Here is a 21,561-nt window from a genome sequence, read left to right on the forward strand (position 1 = left end):
CGGCTGCTTTGATACCAACTTGTCTATTCTGACTGTTTTCGACACAGATATGACATCACCTCACAAGCAAATCTGTGACAAAATAATATTGTTGTATTATGGCTAATGCGATCGCCTACGATCTATGATTTTTACCATCTCGCGCCGCTACAGCTTGGATGAATATCGTGCGATCAAAGAAAAAGCCGAAGGACGCAGCGAATATCGAGATGGAGAAATTGTATTTGTATCCGGAGTAACACTTAAGTATAGCTTATCACTAGTAATATTAATGACACAAAAACAAGATAATTGAGGATACGAGAACTGAGTTAGCCCCTCATTCGGTTACATTGTGTGCCGAATATGTGCCGAAGATATATGCCAAAAATCTAATACTTATTACACCGCCCATAGCTATATGTCAATTGAAGTAGTTAGAATCACCTCTAATCAGTTAAATCAGATACTTCTATCCCAAGAAAGCCACTTTCTCGACCTAAAGGCGGTCGATGTACAACCAGGGAAGTTATGTAAGTTTATTTCTGGATTTGCCAATGCTGATGGTGGAGAACTTTTAACTTTTCATTGGCATTGATGAGGATATTGTAGAAGGCAAAAAAATAAGATATTGGCGAGGTTTTGCTGATCAGGAATCTGCAAATGGGCATTTACAAATTTTTGAACAACTTTTTCCTCTTGGAGATGGTTATTCATATACATTCCTTATTTCTGAAGGTTCTCCTGGTTTAGTCCTACAAGTGACAATCCTTAAATCACGAGGAGTAGTGGAGGCTTCAGATGGTGTTCCATATTTAAGACGCGGAGCACAAACTCTGCCTATTAAAACTCAACAAGCTCTAGAAAGATTAAAGCTCGACAAAGGCATTGAGTCATTTGAGAGAAAAACTATTGACATAGAGCTTGAGATAATGACAACCTCACAGGTAATATTCCAATTTATTAGCTTTGTAGTTCCAACTACAGAGGCTGAGTTGTGGCTCAAAAAACAGCAATTAATTCAAAAGAATAAGCCAATAATTGCAGGTATTTTACTATTTACTGATGAGCCTCAAGCTATTTTTCCAAAGCATTGTGGTGTTAAAGTCTATCGATATAAAACAAAAGGAGTAGAAGGAACACGAGACACTCTTGCCTTTGATCCAATAACTATTGAAGGTTGTTTGTACGAGCAAATTATGCAAACAGTAACAAAAACAAAAGAAATAGTTGAAGGAATTCCAAAAATAGGAGATAAAGGATTAGAATCAATCACCTATCCAGAAGAAGCTATTCATGAAATTGTAACAAATGCTTTGCTACATAGAGACTATAGTATAGCCTCTGATACTCACATTCGCATTTTTGACAACAGAATCGAAATTGAAAATCCAGGAAAATTGCCTGGTCACATTACAGTAAAAAATATTCTTAAAGAGCAGTATGCCCGTAACGGAGCTATTGTTCGTATAATCAACAAATTTCCCAATCCACCTAATAAAGATGTTGGAGAAGGTCTGAATACTGCTTTTCAAGCGATGGCTCGGTTGAGACTCCAACCTCCTGAGATATATGAAACTGAAACTTCTGTAGTTGTACACATTAAACACGAACCTCTAGCTTCAATAGAAGCAACAATAATGGCATATTTAGACGAGCATAAAGAGATTACTAACAGAATTGCTCGACAGGAAACTGGAATTGGTTCAGAAGCAACTATCAAAGAAGCATTTTGTAGACTAAGAGATAGGGGACTTATTGAAGCTGTTTTTGGAAGAGCAAAAAGAAATGCAGCATGGTGCAAAGTTGGAACTATTTACTCTAGTCAAGAAAATGTCATTTCAGGATATGAGATGTATCCAGAGTATGAGCAACTAGTCATGAACTATCTTGCATCTCATGAAGAAATAACTAATCGTATTGCCCGAGAAGCCATTGGAGTAGAATCACGTGCAGTAATCAATAATATTTTTGATAGACTGCGGCGTAAAGGACTTATAGAAATTGTTCCAGGTAAATCAAGGATTAATGCTGCATGGCGTAAAGTTTAAGTTAGTACAGATTGTAAGGGGTGCGTTGCAGTGCGCCACAACACACTACATCAATGTTATTAACAAGTTTAACTTTGTTTATAAACCATTTCCATTCTTAATTTTTCAATCTCCAGCTTCAAGCTTTCATTCTCCATCCTTAACTTAGCATTCTCCTCTCTAATCAACTCAACTTCATTCCTTTTACTCAACGCCTGATTAATCGCCAACTTCCGCATATCTAGCGAAAACCAACGCTGATAAGTTTGGGTGTGAACTTGCACACTATGCCCCAAATTATCCGCCGCCGCTTTAATTGGTATTCCCAAAATATGCGCCCGAATTGCCCAAGCGTGACGCAAATCATAGGGTTTAAAATCTAATCCTATCTTGCGGAACCACCAACTAACTCGCTGTGTTAACGCCGTTATCTCAGCATGATTAGTGTTATCTTTTTTAGCGATCGCACCCCTTAACATCTCTAAATACTTCGGATTTTTCAAATCAAAATCCTCAATCCATTGCCGATATAATGGCAATGCTTGTCTCTCACCAGTCTTAGAATCTTTATGAACTTTCCATGTCAAATCTACATTTTCTTGACTCAACCACCAATCAATATCAGGATTAATGAAAAGTTCCCGTGGACGTAAGCCAAAAACTGCTAACATTCCATACGTCCAGCGCCAAAGTTGCCAGCTATCTTGAACATTTTGATTAACTTGATTACCTCTGTTATGTTGGTAATCTTCAAACTTGATAATTCCCTCAGATATTTCTGCATCGGTCGGTATATTTCGGGAATTATTCTCCGGCATTTTGGAATATTTAGATAAATCGATGTCGATTTTAAATGTTATACAAAATGCTGCGATCGCTCTAGCTGCATTATACTTAGCCCATTCTTTATCTATTTGTTCAATTGAACTGATCAGATTTTCAGCAGTTGCCAAATCTTTAGGATTCGTAAATCTCTTTGTTCGGGAAAAGTAATAAAAAAAAGTATGTTCGCTTTTAGTAGTTCGTTTATGAGTTTTAAAATACTCACTCTCAAAGTCTTCGAGTAATTCTCCTATAGTCTTAAATTCTTTTTTAATTGCCTCATTACCTAAATATTTATCATTCCATTCAAAAGTTTTACGAGCGATTAACTTCCCTAATTCATAGGCTTCTTCCTCAGCCGTCTTGAGTCCATCTAAGTTAGAAGGAATATTCAAGCTGAGATTGTATTGTTTTCTCCCAGTACCATTGCTATCTTTGTCTCCCGGTTTAATTGGTAACGTCGCCCGTAATTGCAGACTTCCATTCGATTCTCTAATTGTCACCTTTGCCTTTGCAGACTTCAAACGCAGATTAACTTTTTCTAATTCTAGTAGTACTCTAGTTCTCATCGTGCGCTCTTTGTTGCTATGATTGCAGAGATCAACACAAACACCGGGCGGTGTTGCATATTTGCAGGATGATTTTGCTGGTTTTGTGGGATGGGCATCTTGCCCGTCCCTTGTATTTCCAGGCGGGTAGGATGCCCACCCTACAAAAATCATCACTTGATTCAGCAACGCCCTGGCTTAGGACAACATTTAGATGATGCGTGAGTCCAAAACCTGATTAGGCATCGCTGTGTTTTTAGCCTATATTTAGCCTAAAAATAAATGTGTTATCAGCGAACAATGCTTATCGCTGACACTGTTTACTGCAAACATTAGGCTGGTGAAAAGAATTAAACCACAAAAAGGATTACTCCGGCCCTTATCACGGTTATGACGGCTTCGCCATCTTCGCACGTGACATGGACTTAGCACTCAACAGCCCAACCTGGGGATTAATTGGCGCTCCTTGGAATGAAAAAGCTCAGGCTAAGAAGGCTGAAGCTAAGGCTAAGGCTGCCGTTTAGGGAAATGGGAGAGTGAGATAAGTAAGGATAACCTGGGGCTAAAACCCCAGGGGGGAGTTGGGAATCCAAAATTCAAAATTGAAAGATTAAAAATTTATTTTGATTTTTGCATTTTGAATTTTGAATCATATTCCCATCTCCCTTGTAAAGACAGACGCGATTAATCGCGTCTCTACCTACTCTCGCCTCAATCAGTAAAAGAATTCAGTAACCTTGGAGTCCAGAAGAAATGCCTCAGAATCCAGAAAAAATTCAAGATCACGTCGAGTTATTCCACCAGCCTGAGTACCAACAGCTATTTGAAAACAAAAAGCAGTTTGAAAACGGTCACGAACCCGAAGAAGTACAACGGGTTGCAGAGTGGACAAAGGGTTGGGATTATCGTGAAAAGAACTTCGCTCGTGAAGCTTTAACCGTTAACCCTGCTAAAGGCTGCCAACCACTAGGAGCAATCTTTGCTGCTGTTGGTTTTGAAGGTACTCTACCTTTCGTTCAAGGTTCTCAAGGTTGCGTTGCTTACTTCCGCACCCACTTAACCCGTCACTACAAAGAGCCATTCTCTGGTGTATCTTCTTCAATGACTGAAGATGCAGCCGTGTTTGGTGGTCTGCAAAACATGATCGATGGGTTGGCGAACTCTTACCAACTGTACAAGCCCAAGATGATCGCTGTCTGCACCACCTGTATGGCAGAAGTAATTGGTGATGACTTACAAGCCTTCATCAACAACTCTAAGCAAGCTGGTTCAGTTCCTCAAGATTTCCCAGTACCTTACGCTCACACCCCTAGCTTTGTCGGTTCCCACATCACTGGTTACGACAACATGATGAAGGGAATTCTTTCTAACTTGACCGCAGGTCATAAGAAAGAAACCAGCAATGGTAAAATCAACTTCATCCCAGGTTTTGACACCTACGTGGGTAACAACCGCGAAATCAAGCGGATTGCTTCTTTGTTCGGCTTTGACTACACAATTCTAGCCGACAACAGCGACTACTTGGATTCACCAAACACAGGTGAATTCGATATGTACCCAGGTGGTACAAAGTTAGAAGATGCAGCAGATTCAATCAATGCGAAAGCTACGATCGCTCTGCAAGCACACTCTACACCCAAAACCCGCGAGTACATCGAAAAAGAATGGAAGCAACCAACCTCAGTTTCCCGTCCTTGGGGCATTAAGGGTACTGATGAGTTCTTGATGAAACTCAGCGAATTGAGTGGTATCCCCATTCCTCAAGAATTGGAAATCGAACGCGGTCGTGCAGTTGATGCCATGACTGACTCTCACTCATGGATTCACGGCAAGCGCTTCGCTATCTACGGCGAACCAGATTTAGTATACAGCGTAGTTGGCTTTATGCTAGAAATGGGTGCTGAACCTGTGCATGTCTTGGTTCACAACAGCAACGAAGTATTTGAAGCAGAAATGAAAGAACTGCTTGCTTCTAGCCCCTTCGGTCAACATGCAACTGTTTGGCCTGGTAAGGACTTGTGGCACATGCGTTCACTGTTGTTCACCGAACCAGTAGACTTCTTAGTTGGTAACACATACGGTAAGTACCTGTGGCGCGACACCAAGATTCCCCTCGTGAGAATCGGCTACCCCATCATGGATCGCCACCACCTACACCGCTATGCCACCATTGGTTATCAAGGTGTGATCAACCTCCTCAACTGGACTGTAAACACCCTGTTTGAAGAAATCGATCGCAACACCAACATTCCTTCTAAGACAGATATTTCCTACGACTTGATTCGTTAGAAATTGCGTAGAAACACAACGTGTTAATTAAAGGGTAAAGAAGGGGAGTAGGGAATAGGGAATAGGCTTGCCGTGATCGTAGCCGAACGGGAATAGGGAAATATCCAAACCCAATGCCCAATCCCCAATTCCCAATCCCCAACTCCCCTTTTTCTTCATAGCATTTACCCAAGGAATTGATAAATGGAAACCATCAATCACACTCACGAACACACTCACACTCATCCTCATCCTAATTACCATCCACCTAATCAGAAAAAACCAGGGTGGTTCCACAATCTTCTTAATCCGTTGCGCCGTGTGGTGGATGAAATTCAGGTTAAAAATAATCGCATCGCTCATCTAATTTGCCAAACAATTCCTTGTTGTTGTCCCTTTGAGCGACAAATTAAATTATTTGGGAAGACTATTGATATCCCACCACTATGTAAACTCAATCCTTTATATGACGAATTTGTAGGATTGCGTTTCCGCGCTCTATCTTACCTCGCCGATGTATGTGGAGAGGATGTCACGAAATACATTTGCTAATTATTGGGCATGGGGCATTGGTCATTAGTCATTAGTTGTTAGTTATTCAAAGGACAAATGGCAAATGACAAAGGACAATTAACAATTAAGAGAAGAGAGATGAAAAGCACCCAAGGCAAAATCAACGAGCTGCTGACTGAGACAGGATGCGAACATAATCAGCACAAACAAGCGGAAAAGAAAAACAAATCATGCGCTCAACAGGCACAACCTGGCGCGGCTCAAGGGGGCTGTGCCTTTGATGGTGCAATGATTGCTCTAGTGCCGATCGCAGATGCAGCGCATCTAGTCCACGGGCCGATCGCCTGTGCTGGTAATTCCTGGGGCAGTCGTGGTAGTCTGTCGTCTGGCCCTCAACTCTACAAAATGGGCTTTACCACAGACTTGGGTGAAAATGATGTCATCTTCGGTGGCGAAAAGAAACTCTACAAAGCGATTTTGGAACTTCACGATCGCTACCAACCAGCAGCAGTATTCGTCTACGCCACTTGCGTTACAGCCTTAATTGGCGATGATATCGATGCTGTCTGCAAAGCTGCGGCTGAGAAAATTGGTACTCCTGTTGTTCCCGTCATTGCCCCAGGATTCATTGGCAGTAAAAATCTCGGCAACCGTTTTGGCGGTGAATCTTTATTAGAATATGTTGTCGGAACAGCAGAACCGGAACATACAACGCCCTATGATATTAACTTAATCGGTGAATACAACATCGCCGGTGAAATGTGGGGAGTAACACCACTGCTAGAAAAATTAGGCATCCGTATTTTGTCTAAAATTACGGGCGATGCTCGCTACAATGAAATTCGCTACGCCCACCGCGCCAAGCTCAACGTCATGATCTGCTCACGAGCGTTGCTGAATATGGCAAGAAAGATGGAGGAGCGTTACAACATCCCTTACATTGAAGAGTCTTTCTACGGCATTGATGATATGAATCGCTGTCTGCGAAACATCGCCGCTAAATTAGGCGACGCTGATTTGCAGGAGCGGACAGAAAAGCTAATTGCAGAAGAAACGGCTGCTTTAGATTTGGCATTAGCTCCTTATCGCGCTCGACTCAAAGGTAAGCGGGTTGTTTTGTATACTGGTGGTGTTAAGAGTTGGTCGATTATTTCGGCTGCTAGAGACTTGGGCATTGAAGTTGTTGCTACCAGTACTCGAAAAAGTACTGAAGAAGATAAAGCCAAAATCAAGAAGTTGATTGGCAACGATGGCATCATGCTAGAGAAAGGCAACGCTCAAGAATTGCTACAACTGGTTAAAGATACTCGCGCAGATATGCTGATTGCTGGTGGACGTAACCAATACACAGCTTTGAAAGCTAGGATTCCTTTCCTTGATATCAACCAAGAACGCCACCATCCTTATGCAGGTTATGTAGGAATGATTGAGATGGCGCGGGAACTGTACGAAGCTCTGTATAGCCCGATTTGGGAACAAATACGCAAACCCGCTCCTTGGGAAGAAGAGGAGGAAGTTTAATGGCGATCGTTACCGCTTCTAACAAAGCACTGACAGTTAATCCCCTCAAGCAAAGTCAAGCTTTGGGCGCAACCTTAGCCTTTTTGGGATTGAAAGGGACAATGCCCTTATTCCACGGTTCTCAAGGTTGTACTGCTTTCGCCAAAGTTGTCCTAGTGCGGCATTTCCGGGAAGCAATCCCCCTTGCTACCACAGCGATGACGGAAGTTACTACAATCTTGGGTGGTGAAGAGAATGTGGAGCAAGCAATTCTGACTCTGGTGGAAAAAGCTAATCCAGAAATTATTGGTTTATGTACCACTGGGTTAACGGAAACTAGAGGCGATGACATCGAAGGTTTTCTGAAGGAAATCCGCGATCGCCATCCCGAATTGAATGATTTAGCGATCGTTTTTGCACCTACCCCAGATTTTAAAGGTGCGTTGCAAGATGGTTTTGCTGTCGCTGTGGAAAGCATAGTTAAGGAAATTCCTCGCCCAGGTGGACTCAGAACTGAACAAGTCACCGTTTTGGCGGGTTCTGCTTTCACACCTGGGGATGTACAGGAAATCAAAGAGATAATCACGTCCTTTGGATTAGTGCCGATCTTTGTACCTGACCTTGGCGCTTCTCTAGATGGACATTTAGAGGATAATTACAGTGCGGTTACAGTCAGTGGGACTACCTTAAAACAGCTACGAGAAGTAGGTAGTTCTGCCTTTACCCTGGCATTGGGTGAAAGTATGCGGGGGGCTGCCAAGATTCTCGAAGAACGCTTTGGTACACCTTATGAGGTGTTTGGCGAACTGACTGGATTAGAACCAGTAGATGAATTTATCCAAGCATTGGCGATTCTGAGCGGTAATAGTGTACCCGAAAAATACCGCCGCCAACGTCGTCAGTTGCAAGATGCGATGCTGGACACCCACTTTTACTTCGGTGCAAAACGAGTTTCTCTAGCACTAGAACCAGATTTGTTGTGGTCAACCGTGCATTTCCTGCAATCGATGGGTAGTCAAATTCATGCTGTGGTGACAACCACGCGATCGCCTCTCTTAGAAAAACTCCCAGTTAAAAGCATTACCATCGGCGACTTAGAAGATTTTGAGAGTCTAGCGGGTGGTTCTGATTTGCTGATTGGTAACTCGAATGTCGGTGCGATCGCAAAACGCCTCTCGATTCCTCTTTATCGTCTAGGACTGCCCATTTATGACCGCTTAGGTAATGGTCAATTTACCAAAGTTGGCTATCGAGGCACGATGGAGCTTTTATTTGGCATCGGCAACCTGTTTTTAGAGGCAGAAGAAGCGAGAGTTAAGCAATTCCAAGAGTTCGGAACTGTGAGCGCAGAGTTTTGAATTCTTCTTCAAGAATTCAGGAGTCAGAATTCAGAATTCAGAATGCTTTTCAGAAAGAGTAAAACCTGCCACTGATGGTTTGCATTTGGCATTTCCATAGGGAAAACCACTAAATATGCAGATTTAGTTCTTACTCCTGAATTCTGACTCCTGACTCCTGAATTCCTTCTTCCCAATTCAAAATTCAAAACTTTAGAGAGGAGAATTACAATGAAAATTGCCTTCACGACGAGCGACCGAGTTCATATTAACGCCCACTTCGGATGGGCAAAAATGATTGATGTTTACGAAATTACCGACGAGGGATATCACTTCGTAGAAACCCTCACCTTTGAAGGCGAACTCAAAGAAGATGGTAATGAAGACAAAATCACTCCAAAACTTGAGTCAATAGGTGACTGTACGATTATTTACGTAACAGCAATTGGTGGTAGCGCCGCCGCTCGGTTAATCAAGAAAGGTGTCACCCCAGTGAAGGCGCGATCGGAAGAAGAAGAAATTAGTGAAGTGCTAAATAAGCTAGTAAAAACCCTCAAAGGTAATCCTCCACCTTGGTTGCGTAAAGCTTTGCAGCCAAAAACAACAAACTTTGCTGATGAAATTGAAGACGAAGCAACAGTATGACCGCAAATAATAGTGTGAACGGAACCGCTACAACTGAAGTCTTGAACTCACCTTTTCTTAAGGTCTTAATCAAACAAATCCGTGGTCAAGACAGCTATGGAGTTTATCGTACTTGGTCGGATGAGTTGATTCTCAAACCCTTTATTGTCACCAAACAAAAGAAACGGGAAATCTCCGTTGAGGGCGAAGTTGATGCAGTAACTCAAGCCCGGATTATGGCATTTTTTCGGGCTGTAGCGGCTGGGATTGAACAAGAAACAGGTTTGATATCCCAGGTTGTAGTTGATTTGAGCCATGAAGGATTTGGCTGGGCACTAGTTTTTTCTGGTCGTCTTTTGCTAACTGTGAAAACCCTGCGAGATGCTCATCGCTTTGGCTTTGACTCGCTAGAGAAACTGGCAGAAGAGGGAGAAAACTACGTCAAAAAAGGTCTTGATTTGGCGAAGCGCTTTCCTGAAGTTGGCAAAATTTAATTAGTCATTGGTCATTGGTCATTGGTCATTAGTAAAAGACACATGACTAATGACAACAGATGAGGGACAAAGGACAAATGACTATTGAGGAAATACAAGCAAAAATCAGACGGCTTAACAGCAAAGCAGGTCAAATGAAAATGGATCTGCATGATTTAGCCGAAGGTCTGCCAACAGATTACACACAACTTATGGATGTTGCCGCCGCAACTTATGAAATCTATCGCCAGTTAGATGAACTTAAGCAACATCTGAAACAATTGGAGAATGCTAAATGACTGGAACTATTGATGAATTCAAGAAGCTCGTAGATGCAGAAGAATTTTTTCAATTCTTTAATATGTCCTACGACTTAGAAGTTGTGAATGTACATCGTCTACATATTCTGAAAAAGTTTTCTCAACACATTCAGGAAATTGATGATAATTCTCCTGACTTGAGTCAAGAAGAGAAATTAAATCAATATTCTTTGGCTTTGCAAAAAGCTTATCAGCTATTTATCGAATCGACAGCTTATGAACAAAAGCTGTTCAAAGTGTTTAACGATAAGCCGAAAAATGTAGTCACACTGACAGAAATCACTTCTGATTAGGAGGTATAAATTGGTTAACCTGACGCCTACCGAATTAGAACGCTATCGTCGCCAAATGATGCTTCCGAATTTTGGCGAAACAGCACAGAAACGCCTAAAGTCAGCGACAGTTTTGGTTACAGGTGTGGGAGGATTAGGCGGTACGGCGGCGCTTTACTTAGCAGTAGCGGGCGTTGGGCGGCTAATCTTAGTCCGGGGTGGTGACTTGCGGCTAGATGATATGAATCGTCAGGTTCTTATGACTGATGATTGGGTAGGTAAGCCAAGGGTATTCAAAGCTAAAGAAACTCTGGATGCGATTAATCCTGATGTCCAAGTGGAAATTGTTCATGATTACATCACCCCGGAAAATGTAGATTCGTTAGTGCAGTCGGCTGATATGGCTCTTGATTGCGCCCACAACTTTACAGAGCGCAATTTGTTAAATGAAGCCTGTGTGCGATCGCGTAAGCCAATGGTGGAAGCCGCAATGAATGGCATGGAGGCTTACCTGACGACGATTATTCCTGGTGTGACTCCTTGCTTGTCTTGTCTGTTTCCAGAAAAGCCTGATTGGGATCAGCGCGGCTTTTCAGTTCTAGGCGCTGTTTCTGGAACCCTAGCTTGTCTAACAGCACTGGAAGCTATCAAGCTGATCACCGGATTTAGTCAGCCTCTATTGTCGCAATTGCTGACAATCGACCTAAATCGGATGGAATTTGCTAAACGCCGTTCTCACCGCGATCGCTCTTGTCCAGTATGCGGTAATAGTGCGCCTTGGAGACACGCACAGGCTAATTCGATGGAACCCACAGGTATTACACAAAATAGTCATTAGTCATTAGTCATTGGTCATTAGTAAATAGCAACTAACAAATGACATAGACGCGCCAGCGGCTACTCTTACGAGAACGCTTTCAGCAAACCCGCAGGTAGGACAACTGACAAAGGACAACTGACGAAGGACAAACCCCACCTGAAATCAGAACAACTAATCGCTACAAATCAGGAGACTTCATGGCCGTTATTTTATCAGAAAAAGCAGAATTTCATCTGCGGGCATTCCTCAAAGGTTCCGCATCCGATGCTAATGGCGCAACTAAAGGTGTCCGCATTTCTGTAAGAGATGGTGGTTGCAGTGGCTATGAATATGCGATAGACATCACCAGCAAGCCTCAACCAGATGATTTAGTAAGCCAGCAAGGCAAAGTGCTAGTTTACGTTGATGCCAAAAGTGCGCCCTTATTAGACGGAGTTATCGTTGACTTCGTTGAGGGAGTGATGGAAAGCGGTTTTAAGTTCATCAACCCCAATGCAACTGATACCTGCGGTTGTGGAAAGTCCTTCAAAACAGACGATGGTACGCCTACTGGTGTACCTTGCAGCTAACATCATTCCGTTAGGCGCCAAGTTTGATTGTAAAGGCTTTCTATAGATGCGGTAAGCGATCGCGGAGCGTCTCTAAGAGTTGCCTTGCCGCGGGCTTATCGCCTTGCCTTGAGTTAGCCTCTAGTTCGCTTTGCATTCCTCACTCTCATAGAGAAGCTGACCAAACTTAGCATCTCTGTAAGAAGGGAAACAAAAAGTAGGATAGGTTGCTCAAAAATTTCGGAAATTAGACCCACTGTATAACGTTTGAGGAGAATCGGAAAATGGCTTCCTACCAAGTTAGATTAATCAACAAAAAAGAAGACATCGACACCACAATTGAAGTTGACGAAGAGACGACAATCTTGGAAGCAGCAGAAGAGAATGGTATTGAGTTGCCCTTTTCATGTCATGCAGGTTCCTGCTCTAGCTGTGTTGGTAAAGTTGTCGAAGGTGAAGTTAATCAAGACGATCAAAACTTTTTAGATGATGATCAGGTTTCTAAAGGATACGCTCTACTTTGTGTAACTTATCCTCGTTCTAATTGCACAATCAAAACACATCAAGAAGCGTATCTCGTATAAAGTATTACTTTGGTTTCTGCCTTTAGCGACCAAAGAAAAATGAAGGATGAAGGATGAAAATATACTTCCTTCTTCCCTTCACAATTCCTAATTTATAATTAAAATGTTTACTCGCTTTAGTGTAACTGGCTGTTCATTAGAATTATTGAGAATAGGAGAGCAAGCAATCGTCACCTTCTGTAAAAGTCAGAATAAAAAAATCTTAAGCCAACTTATATCAATGGGAATAATATCAGGGACTACTATCACTTTAAAACAAAACTTACCTTCTTTGATTATCACAATTGGAAACACAGATTTGGCACTAGATATAGAAAGTGTTCGCGCCATTTACGTTCGTATTATTGATAATACAATTAATTAACATTTGGATATTAAAAATAGAGTGGCTTATACTTTACAAGCCACTCTATTTTTCAATCAACAGCAACTATTACATCTGATGATTTAATTACGGCATAAGCTTGTTTACCTTCTGTAAGCCCTAGCTTTTCTGCCGATGATTTTGTGATGATTGATACTAGCTCTACTCCTGGTGCTAGTTCTAAAGTTATCTCAGTATTAACTGAACCATGTACAACTTGTTTGACAGTACCCTTAAGAGAATTACGAGCGCTAATTTCCATGTTTTTACTTACCAAAGTTAACTATTTTTACTTTAGTAAAGTAGCAAGCTTTGATTTTAAAACTAGCTTTCTTTAAAATATCTTAATATTTTTGAAATAATTATCATTTATCTAATGTTGATGCCTCTACTTGACGAGTATTACAAAAATGCGTGGTCATTTACTGCAAAGCATAGGATAAAACAATTTAAACAAAACTAATATTGATGGATTTTATTATCAATATTAGGATAGCTGTTCTTATTATGATTAAGTTTCTAAGAAACAGATTTTAGAAGCGATGGATACAAGCGATCGCTCTCTTATAATTGATACTATAGCCAGTCTCCAAGAATCAGCCAAAGTAATTAGTTCTCGATTATGCGAATCTGCTAATATAAAAATTAACAAGTAAATATCCTTAGCAAGAATTAACACAAGGATTGCTCGATGTCGCTATCTGAATTTGCAATTGTAGAAAGTACTCTCCGTGAAGGCGAACAATTTATAAAAGCCAATTTTTCCTCAGATGATAAAGTCGAAATTGCTGAGGCGCTTGGTGCATTTGGAGTTGAATATATAGAGTTAACTTCACCAATCGCTTCACCTCAATCGAGACAAGACTGTGAACGATTGGCTGGGTTAGGATTACCTTCCAAAATTTTAACTCACATTCGCTGTCACTTAGAAGATGCTAAAGTCGCTTTAGCCACAGGTGTAGCTGGGATTAATTTAACTATAGGTAGTTCTTCTTTGATGCGTCAGTTCAGTCATGGTAAAAATATTAATCAAATTATTGATTTAGCGTCGGAAGTCTTAACTTTTATTCATCAGCAAGCTCCCAATATTGAGTTACGTTTTTCTGCTGAGGATTCCTCACGCACTTCCACAGAAGATTTAATCAAAATTTACTCGGCGATTGAGAAATTAGGAGTTGTCAAACGAATAGGAATTGCTGATACGGTAGGAATTAGTACCCCAATGCAAGTATTTGAATTAGTGAAGACTTTGCGCCAGTTCACCAATTTAGATATTGAGTTTCATGGACATAATGATACAGAATGCGCTACTGCTAACAGTTATACAGCACTGGAAGCAGGAGCAACTCATATCGATACTTGTGTGCTTGGTATTGGTGAACGCAATGGTATTACCTCACTAGCCGGATTTATCGCTAGGTTATATGCTACAAATCCGGAGCAGATTAAGTGTAAATATCGCTTGGAAGAACTGGCTAACTTGCATGAATTAGTTGCGAGAAAAGTTGGAATTTCTATTCCTTTTAATCACTGTATTTTTGGGGAGAGTGCTTTTAGTCATAAAGCTGGGATTCATACTAAAGCTATGCTCAATAGTTCTGAGACTTATGAAGCTATTAACCCCCGGAGTTTTGGTGTAACGCGCTCAATTTTAATCAATCATAAATTAGCTGGTAAACAAGCGATTAATCACCGAGCTAATGAATTAGGACTTTCCTTTAATTTATCCCAGCTTAAAGATATTACCCATAGGTTGAAAACTTTAGCTGATCAACAAAGTCTTACCATCGAAGATGTAGACAATATCTTATATTCTTATCATTGCCAGTAAATTTTAAAATATACGCACTTATAGCGTTTCCCAGGCAAATGAGGTACACCCAAATCTTGCTCACCAAGGTTAATAGCTTTAAAAACGTACCTCACTAGATCGGGAACCGCTATAACCCTCTTCTGTCACTCTCCGAAAACATTTGCCTTTTCTAAAATCTAGAGCTTTTGTATAACAAGCGATTGCGCGATTATTTTCTAATAACAAATACAAGTCCTATTTTTTTCTAATAGTATAGCTTGTATTGATTGCCTCATGAGGCTTCTAGCGATCACTTTCCCGGAAAGTGACAGAAGAGGGATAATATCCAAGTGCAGATCCTCGACTTCTTGAAGAAGTCGGGGATCTAAATCCACCTATATCTGCTATTAATCTATCTTATGGAAGAAAACTGTAAAAATTACTGCTTTCCCATTATTTTTCAAGCTTTTTTAAGAAGAATGTTTGCTGTTCTTTATAAATGATTCATAATTTAAACTTATAAAATTGATAGCATATATGTAAGTTAAAAGGATTTAAATAACATTTTTGCAAAGATGGTGAGCATTGCTCACCATTATATTTGCCAAGCAAATTTATATTAGTAAAAAAGTTAACTGAGGAGTAGTTATGAATCGAACCAACAGTCAAAATTTGAGTGGCGTAACAACCCAATGGCTAATAGCAAAAGGCTATAATCCTGGCGATTTAAATCAGACAGGTGAAAATGGTGACACAGCTTTGATGAAAGCTACAAGAGAAGGAGTTTATGTAGTCGTCAAAGAACTAATTGATGTAGGTGTGGATATCAATGCTCGAAATAGCGATCGCAACAACGCTTTGTGGTTTGCTTGTTTTGGTAATCACTACGATTTAATTAATTTATTGTTGGCTCACAACATTAATATTGACAACCAAAATGATAACGGTGCAACTGTTTTAATGTACGCAGCATCAGCCGGAAAGACAGAAGTCGTCAAGTTACTTTTACAACACCATCCTAATTTATATTTAAAAAACTTAGACGATTATAAAGCGATAGATTTTGCTAGCAATGTAGAAGTTTTAAGGATACTTAAAAATGCCATCAAGTCAGATATCGGGAAAAGCCTATCATGACGCTACCAAGCATTCTTACTTATCGGTACAACTTGATCCAAATTATGTAGATGCTTCAACACAGCCATCTTCATTTAAAATTTATCCCAAGTTTTATCGGAGAGTGAAATTAAATCTCAATAATCCTGTTCATTCTTTTATCTCATTAACCAGTGCGATAACCCTAGAAAAAGTATATAAAGATGGCCCTTATAAATTGCGGGTGAATCCATCAGCAGGCGCTCTGTATCCTACAGAAGTTTACGTACAGGTTCGCGGGATTGAGGGAATGGTAGATGGTATATACCATTTAGAAGTTGAGAATAATTGTCTAACACTTATCTATGAATTAATCGATGATGGGTTAGAGAGTTATATTATACCGGGTAAAAGTATCAACGGATTCATCTTTTTAATTAGTTGTGTTTATTATAGGTCTAGCTGGAAATATCAAAATAGAAGCATAAGATATTGCTTATTAGATAGCGGACACCATTTAGGTGCGATCGCAGCTTCAGCTTTTCTCCACAACCGAAATATACAACTAGTTTTCGACTTTGATAAACTTTCGCTCAATTCATATTTGGGATTTGAGAACAAAGAGTTTATCACTGCTTGTGTGGTGTCAGGAGAAGTACAAGACAAGAAAATCAGACACTTAAGGCTGAAAATTCCTTTTGTTTCTGGTACTGATTATTTTGAATCCAATCAATTTATTGAAGATGCCTATCAAGCAACTACTCTACAAAAGAGTCGCCAGCAAAAATTAGAGTATCCTCAATTTGATTTTGATCAGGATAAATTTTATCAAACTGTTTGGAATAGACGTTCTATTAGACGTTTCCGGAAAGAGGCTATTTCTCAAGAAGATTATTTATATGTAGTGCAACAACTTCAACAGTCAATACCGACAGAAAATTATGAGGAAATAGAAATTTACTCAGTGGTGCATCGAGTAAATGGAATGACACCTGGGTTATATAAAGGAACAAATCTGATTAAGACAGGTAATTTTAGTGAAAAAACAGGTTACCTATGTATTAATCAGGCTATTGCTAGAGATGGCGCTGTAACTTTATTTTTTGTGTCAGATTATTTAAATTATCAAACTGCTATGCAAATAGCTGGTTTTCTCGGACAGAGACTTTATTTAACTAGTAATTATTTGGGAATTCAGTGTAGTGGAATTGGTGCTTATTATGATGATGAAACCCAAGAATTATTAGAGACAAATAAAGATGTACTTTATGGGATGGCAATTGGAATATAAGTAGGAAACTAAAGAGAGATGGCTAAAAAGATGTATTACTTTAATAGTGATGACTCACATCCTATGCAACCGACATCTGCGGATATTATACTGCGGCAGCAACTAGAATATTCTATTAGCAGATACTTTTATGACGCTTGCGATCGCACTATTCAAAATCTTCTATCTGATTGTCGGTGGTATGTCACAACCCATGCCAATGCTCTGACATTGGTAATTGAATGTCCCGATCAGGTTACTAATTGGCGTATTTTACAAAAAATTGTGCCAATGGGGACATTACTCTACGCAATTGTCAGCAGTGCGAAAATCCGTGTTTGTCCCCCAGAAAGTCAAGGTATACCTTTTGAAATGAGGGTAGATGAACTTTCTGTTTATCGGGATTGGGCATAAAAGATTGGAGAGATGCGATTAATCGCATCTGTACAAGAGTTAGGAATTTTTACTTATTATTCTGGCTGATAAGTGCAGCTACCTCTTCAAAAACCAAATCAGCAGAATGTTTAATAGCAGGACTTAACTCTAGTCCAAAACCAAGATTTGCCGCCTCAATTAAATAAACTGTCACATCTTCGGGAAAGTCATTTTTAAAGATTTTACGTCCGGCGGCTAAAGCATTATCCCAACGAAAATCGTGCAAGTTATAGCTAGGTTCTGGCAAAGCTTCCAGTTCTTTTCCTGGAACTTTAAACACAGCACCGGGTTCAGAACCAGTTGAACTTGCATCAATAATTACTAATTGTTTACTACCTCTAGCTTGAAACATTACTTCCATCCCTGCGGTACCACAGTCATAAACTCGCACATGAAGGTGAGGGTTTTCAGCTAGATATTTCTGTAAGCGTTGGGCGATAATTACGCCTACTGCGTCGTCACTGCGATTGAGATTTCCGCAACCAATAATAGTTAGCATAAGATGATATTTAATTATTTAAACAGTTCTAAATTCAGTTAAAGCACGTTCACTTTGAGGTTTAAAAGCTAACATAATAATACTTTTGGTAACCCCTGGGTTGAATAATTCCACGTCATTAAAATGTTTTTTAGTGACTATGACCCAATTTGAAGTTTTGGAGTGGTAGGATTTTTGGATGTTTGATAACATCTGCAAATTCCTCGCCGAAAACTTTTCCACTGACTTTGCCACTTGGCTGCTGGGAGAACCCATTTCCCTTACGGAGTTAAGTCCTTCTGAACTCTCGTTGGAACCCATTCGAGCTGATGCACTAATTTTATTGGAATCAACAGAACTAGTGCTTCACCTAGAGTTTCAGACTCAACCCGATCCTAATATCCCATTTCGTATGATTGACTATCGCTTGCGAGTGTATCGACGCTTTCCCCAAAAGCAGATGCGTCAAGTGGTGATCTATCTTAAAGAAACAAGCTCAGAACTTGTGCAACAAAATACTTTTACTATTGGTGCTACTCGCCATGAGTTCGAGGTAGTTCGACTATGGGAACAGCCGACAGCAGTATTTTTGAGCTATCCAGGTTTACTTCCATTCGCGGTGTTGGGTGGGACAGATGACCGTGAAATTATGTTACAATAAGTAGCACAGAAAATTACAGGGATTCCTGACCAACGGTTGCAGAATAATGTGGCAGCTGCAACATCAATTCTAGCTGGTCTAGTATTAGAGAAAGGGTTCATTCAAAGAGTATTACGGAGAGACAATATGCGCGAATCTGTAATTTATCAAGAGATTGAGGCTGAAGCTAAAGCCGAAGGTAGAGCCGAAGGCTTACAAGAGGGGATTCGGCGGGTTGCGGTGAATCTGCTCAAAAGCCAAATGCCTTTAGAGGAAGTGGCAAAATTAACTGGGTTATCAATTGAAGATGTACAGTTGTTGCAAACAGAGATAGAGAGGAAGTCAATGTAATTCGTAATTCGTAATTCGTAATTATTACGCTGCGAATAAATTAGGATGGCTCTGAATAAAAACGATCGCGATCGCTTCTTACTTACACCTCTGCTCAGAAGGCGATCGCTCAATTTCACTTGCTTCAAAATATAAGTAATTTCTCACTATAAATTGATAAAATTTTACAGGCAAAAACAAACAATTAAGATTGACTTAATATTAAAAACACTGTTTGCAATAAACCTATAACAAAACCCAGAACACCACCTAAAGTCACAATTGCCTGCAATTCATTTTTGACAATTCCCTCAATCGCATTTTCTAAATCAGCTGGTGAAGTTGATTTCACACGGTCAACTATCACTTCATCTATTGACAAAATTGGAATTACCTGTGCCACAATTGCTTCTAAATCTTTTTCCAAATATTTCTCTAAAATTAGAGCCAATTCTTGACTCATCACTTCTAAAGAAGTACTGACAACGGGTGAATTACTAAGACGATTCAGCAGTACTACAGCAATATTTTCCCAATCAACAGAATCAGTTAATCCTTGTAGAAAATCGCTACCACTGTTTTGCAGGTAATGGCGGACACTTTCGCGGGTGGTTTTTCGTAGTTGGCGCACCGTACCAATTGGCAAGTTTTGTAATGATAAATTTTGCAAGAATTTCCGAATGCGATCGCGCACCTGCAAATCTTGAGTCAATTCCTGCAAGCGAGTATTGGTAGCCTCCTTTTCATCCAAGCAAAAAGTCCGTAGCCGTGTAAGAGTGTTGCGTAAGCCAAACAAATTTGCTACTACCCAATAAGTCCCACTGGTTTTTTCGCGGAATCCTTCATCAATAATTTGAATCGTGCGATCGGTCAAAAAATCAACTATCGCTTGGCGCAGCAGATCCGGTGGTAAAACTACCTCCAACAACCAATCAACAAGCCGCGTGGCTTGTTCTTCACTCAGTTGAAATTCCAGCAATATCTGGTCAAAAATCTGATTTATTTGCGCTTCTAAAAAGTCTTCACGTCGCGCCAAAACCTTGAGTAAGCGTGGTAAGGATTCCCCTAGTAAATCCCGCAAAATTCCGGCTACAATTTTGGTACTTTTCTGGTTTTTATCTGTTTTGATTTGTTCAATCGCCAGCCGCAACAACCAGATAATTGCTGCTTGCACGCGTTCTGTCTGCAACAAACGCCGGGCCAGATTTTGCAACTCTTGTGGTGTCAGCAGTGACCCCATGATTGTATTGGAAATGTTCTTAGCTAGACGTTCCTGGTTGCGGGGAATCAATCCAGGGGTGAAGGGTACTCTTCGTCCAGCAATATAAATTGCTCGGTAAGGACGGAACAACATTTTAATGGCTATATCATTTGTGAAATAGCCAATAATTCCACCCAGTACCGGGGGAGCGACATAAAACCAAAGATGAAACCAGTCCACAGGATTTTGGATTTTGGATTTTGGATTTTGGATTCTAGATTAGAAATTAGGGATTGGGGATTGGTAATTGGCGGTTATTAGTTATGATTTATTGAAAGCGACGGGAAACTCCATCCCCAGGTGTCTGTAGAGGGATAGTCGCCCCGTCGCTTGGGGCATTGGGCATTGGGCATTGGGCATTGGTAACTTCTTCCCCATGCCCCATTCCCTATGCCCAAAAACTTCATCCCCTTGTGGGTGGAGTTTTTTATTTTTCCACTAACTACTAACGATTTTCCATTAGCCATTACCGATTCCGCAGTCCCCAATCCAAAATCCCAAATCTAAAATTTGCTGACTACCAGCATTCCCATCATACCGTTCACAATGGGGTAGTGTGTGGCAATAGCAAAACCAACTTGATGAGCTAACTCTATTTGCTCTTTGCCGATGGGAAAACGGTCTAAGCTGGGACTGATGTAAGCATATTCTTCTTTTAAGCCTAAATAATTGGCAACTGGTACCACGAAACTGTCCAGATACAACTGCTGAAAAGCACGTAGCTGAGGATTGCTCGGTCGATGAAAGTCTAAAATTGCGGCTTTAGCACCCGGCTTCAAAACGCGGTGTAACTCTTGGAGACTGCGAGGAATATCTTTAACATTTCTTAAGCCATAGCCCATTGTTGCGGCATCAAATTGGTTATCTTCAAAGGGTAAATTTAGCACATCGGCTTCTACCCAGGCGATCGCAGGTTGGGGATATTGCTTTTGGGAACGTAATGAAGCAGTTTCTAGCAGGTTTGGGGAAAAATCTACTCCATACACTTGTCCTGTCGCTCCCACGCGCCTCGCTAAACGTAAGGCTAAATCACCACTACCGCAACATAAATCTAATGCAGTATCACCCGGTTTAACTGCACTCCATTTTACTGCCATTTCCTTCCAGATTCGATGCTGTCCCAGACTCAACCAATCGTTCAACTGGTCATAAACTGGAGCAATACGGTTAAAAATGGACTGAATTTCGTTAGTCATTAGTCATTGGTCATTGGACATGGGGCATTGGGCATTGGGCATTGGGCATTGGTTTTTGACTA

General features: G+C 40.6%; 24 protein-coding genes and 3 pseudogenes. 21 read left to right on the top strand and 6 right to left on the bottom strand.

Going from position 1 to position 21,561, the window contains the following annotated elements; all coding sequences use genetic code 11:
- Window positions 1–124: 124 nt before the first annotated feature.
- From HUN01_RS23095 to HUN01_RS23105, 3 genes and pseudogenes are all read left to right on the top strand, one after another.
- A pseudogene (locus HUN01_RS23095) lies at window positions 125–253 on the top strand (Uma2 family endonuclease); the annotation flags it as partial.
- A gap of 147 nt (window positions 254–400) precedes the next feature.
- Window positions 401–577, top strand: a complete 177-nt coding sequence (locus HUN01_RS23100) for a hypothetical protein (RefSeq protein WP_181928149.1) — start codon at window positions 401–403, stop codon at window positions 575–577.
- A 190-nt stretch (window positions 578–767) separates the two neighbouring features.
- On the top strand, window positions 768–2,030 hold the full coding sequence (locus tag HUN01_RS23105; protein WP_181928150.1) for an ATP-binding protein: 1,263 nt from the start codon (window positions 768–770) through the stop codon (window positions 2,028–2,030).
- Window positions 2,031–2,098: 68 nt separating this feature from the next.
- On the opposite strand, the gene HUN01_RS23110 is transcribed toward HUN01_RS23105, so the two are convergent.
- The gene (locus HUN01_RS23110; RefSeq protein WP_181928151.1) at window positions 2,099–3,400 is read right to left on the bottom strand and encodes a site-specific integrase; all 1,302 of its coding nucleotides are present in this window, start codon (window positions 3,398–3,400) and stop codon (window positions 2,099–2,101) included.
- Between the two features lie 335 nt (window positions 3,401–3,735).
- Here HUN01_RS23110 and HUN01_RS36650 point away from each other — a divergent pair.
- The 13 genes and pseudogenes from HUN01_RS36650 to HUN01_RS23175 form a co-directional block, all read left to right on the top strand.
- Window positions 3,736–3,903 (top strand): annotated as a pseudogene (locus HUN01_RS36650) (nitrogenase molybdenum-iron protein alpha chain); the annotation flags it as partial.
- Between the two features lie 229 nt (window positions 3,904–4,132).
- Window positions 4,133–5,668: a nitrogenase molybdenum-iron protein subunit beta gene (gene nifK, locus HUN01_RS23120; RefSeq protein WP_181928152.1), complete on the top strand. Its 1,536-nt coding sequence runs from the start codon at window positions 4,133–4,135 to the stop codon at window positions 5,666–5,668.
- A gap of 183 nt (window positions 5,669–5,851) precedes the next feature.
- The gene (locus tag HUN01_RS23125) at window positions 5,852–6,199 is read left to right on the top strand and encodes a Mo-dependent nitrogenase C-terminal domain-containing protein (protein WP_181928153.1); all 348 of its coding nucleotides are present in this window, start codon (window positions 5,852–5,854) and stop codon (window positions 6,197–6,199) included.
- Window positions 6,200–6,298: 99 nt separating this feature from the next.
- A complete protein-coding gene (nifE, locus tag HUN01_RS23130) occupies window positions 6,299–7,681 on the top strand; it encodes a nitrogenase iron-molybdenum cofactor biosynthesis protein NifE (RefSeq protein WP_181932790.1) in 1,383 nt (460 codons plus the stop codon).
- Window positions 7,681–9,018 (top strand): nitrogenase iron-molybdenum cofactor biosynthesis protein NifN, encoded by a 1,338-nt coding sequence (gene nifN / locus HUN01_RS23135; protein WP_181928154.1) that lies wholly within the window; start codon window positions 7,681–7,683, stop codon window positions 9,016–9,018. Before nifE ends, nifN begins: the two co-directional genes overlap by 1 nt.
- A gap of 210 nt (window positions 9,019–9,228) precedes the next feature.
- Entirely contained in the window at window positions 9,229–9,642 is a 414-nt protein-coding gene (nifX, locus tag HUN01_RS23140; protein WP_069069804.1) for a nitrogen fixation protein NifX, read from the top strand.
- Window positions 9,639–10,115, top strand: a complete 477-nt coding sequence (locus HUN01_RS23145; RefSeq protein WP_100900532.1) for a NifX-associated nitrogen fixation protein — start codon at window positions 9,639–9,641, stop codon at window positions 10,113–10,115. Before nifX ends, HUN01_RS23145 begins: the two co-directional genes overlap by 4 nt.
- A gap of 77 nt (window positions 10,116–10,192) precedes the next feature.
- Window positions 10,193–10,393: a CCE_0567 family metalloprotein gene (locus tag HUN01_RS23150; RefSeq protein ID WP_181928155.1), complete on the top strand. Its 201-nt coding sequence runs from the start codon at window positions 10,193–10,195 to the stop codon at window positions 10,391–10,393.
- Window positions 10,390–10,707, top strand: a complete 318-nt coding sequence (gene nifW / locus HUN01_RS23155; protein WP_181928156.1) for a nitrogenase-stabilizing/protective protein NifW — start codon at window positions 10,390–10,392, stop codon at window positions 10,705–10,707. The genes HUN01_RS23150 and nifW overlap by 4 nt, the downstream gene beginning before the upstream one ends.
- A 10-nt stretch (window positions 10,708–10,717) precedes the next feature.
- Window positions 10,718–11,524, top strand: coding sequence for a HesA/MoeB/ThiF family protein (locus HUN01_RS23160; protein ID WP_069069801.1), 807 nt, complete (start codon window positions 10,718–10,720; stop codon window positions 11,522–11,524).
- A 179-nt stretch (window positions 11,525–11,703) separates the two neighbouring features.
- The gene (locus HUN01_RS23165; RefSeq protein WP_181928157.1) at window positions 11,704–12,075 is read left to right on the top strand and encodes a HesB/IscA family protein; all 372 of its coding nucleotides are present in this window, start codon (window positions 11,704–11,706) and stop codon (window positions 12,073–12,075) included.
- 263 nt (window positions 12,076–12,338) lie between these two features.
- Entirely contained in the window at window positions 12,339–12,638 is a 300-nt protein-coding gene (locus HUN01_RS23170; protein ID WP_069069799.1) for a 2Fe-2S iron-sulfur cluster-binding protein, read from the top strand.
- 103 nt (window positions 12,639–12,741) lie between these two features.
- Window positions 12,742–13,002, top strand: coding sequence for a FeoA family protein (locus HUN01_RS23175; protein WP_181928158.1), 261 nt, complete (start codon window positions 12,742–12,744; stop codon window positions 13,000–13,002).
- A gap of 52 nt (window positions 13,003–13,054) precedes the next feature.
- Here HUN01_RS23175 and HUN01_RS23180 read toward each other — a convergent pair whose 3' ends face one another.
- Window positions 13,055–13,264 (bottom strand): TOBE domain-containing protein, encoded by a 210-nt coding sequence (locus HUN01_RS23180; protein WP_181928159.1) that lies wholly within the window; start codon window positions 13,262–13,264, stop codon window positions 13,055–13,057.
- 429 nt (window positions 13,265–13,693) lie between these two features.
- Between HUN01_RS23180 and lysS the strand changes: the two genes are divergently transcribed.
- From lysS to HUN01_RS23200, 4 genes are all read left to right on the top strand, one after another.
- Window positions 13,694–14,833 carry a homocitrate synthase gene (lysS, locus tag HUN01_RS23185; RefSeq protein ID WP_181928160.1) on the top strand — a complete coding sequence of 380 codons (1,140 nt, stop codon included), beginning with the start codon at window positions 13,694–13,696 and terminating at the stop codon, window positions 14,831–14,833.
- Window positions 14,834–15,442: 609 nt separating this feature from the next.
- Window positions 15,443–15,931, top strand: a complete 489-nt coding sequence (locus HUN01_RS23190) for an ankyrin repeat domain-containing protein (RefSeq protein WP_181928161.1) — start codon at window positions 15,443–15,445, stop codon at window positions 15,929–15,931.
- The gene (locus tag HUN01_RS23195) at window positions 15,894–17,180 is read left to right on the top strand and encodes a nitroreductase family protein (protein ID WP_181928162.1); all 1,287 of its coding nucleotides are present in this window, start codon (window positions 15,894–15,896) and stop codon (window positions 17,178–17,180) included. Before HUN01_RS23190 ends, HUN01_RS23195 begins: the two co-directional genes overlap by 38 nt.
- Before the next feature lie 18 nt (window positions 17,181–17,198).
- Window positions 17,199–17,573: a hypothetical protein gene (locus tag HUN01_RS23200; RefSeq protein ID WP_181928163.1), complete on the top strand. Its 375-nt coding sequence runs from the start codon at window positions 17,199–17,201 to the stop codon at window positions 17,571–17,573.
- A 49-nt stretch (window positions 17,574–17,622) separates the two neighbouring features.
- On the opposite strand, the gene HUN01_RS23205 is transcribed toward HUN01_RS23200, so the two are convergent.
- Window positions 17,623–18,093: a hydrogenase maturation protease gene (locus HUN01_RS23205; protein WP_181928164.1), complete on the bottom strand. Its 471-nt coding sequence runs from the start codon at window positions 18,091–18,093 to the stop codon at window positions 17,623–17,625.
- 178 nt (window positions 18,094–18,271) lie between these two features.
- Between HUN01_RS23205 and HUN01_RS23210 the strand changes: the two are divergent.
- Window positions 18,272–19,063 (top strand): annotated as a pseudogene (locus tag HUN01_RS23210) (Rpn family recombination-promoting nuclease/putative transposase).
- Window positions 19,064–19,247: 184 nt separating this feature from the next.
- Here the strand turns inward: HUN01_RS23210 and HUN01_RS23215 are convergent.
- The 3 genes from HUN01_RS23215 to ubiE all read right to left on the bottom strand — a co-directional run bounded on the left by HUN01_RS23215 (window position 19,248) and on the right by ubiE (window position 21,499).
- Window positions 19,248–20,483, bottom strand: a complete 1,236-nt coding sequence (locus HUN01_RS23215; protein WP_181928165.1) for a DUF445 domain-containing protein — start codon at window positions 20,481–20,483, stop codon at window positions 19,248–19,250.
- 77 nt (window positions 20,484–20,560) lie between these two features.
- Window positions 20,561–20,770, bottom strand: coding sequence for a hypothetical protein (locus tag HUN01_RS23220; protein WP_181928166.1), 210 nt, complete (start codon window positions 20,768–20,770; stop codon window positions 20,561–20,563).
- Between the two features lie 36 nt (window positions 20,771–20,806).
- Window positions 20,807–21,499, bottom strand: coding sequence for a bifunctional demethylmenaquinone methyltransferase/2-methoxy-6-polyprenyl-1,4-benzoquinol methylase UbiE (ubiE, locus tag HUN01_RS23225; RefSeq protein WP_181928167.1), 693 nt, complete (start codon window positions 21,497–21,499; stop codon window positions 20,807–20,809).
- Window positions 21,500–21,561 lie beyond the last annotated feature (62 nt).

The organism is Nostoc edaphicum CCNP1411, assembly GCF_014023275.1.
Taxonomy (GTDB): domain Bacteria; phylum Cyanobacteriota; class Cyanobacteriia; order Cyanobacteriales; family Nostocaceae; genus Nostoc; species Nostoc edaphicum_A.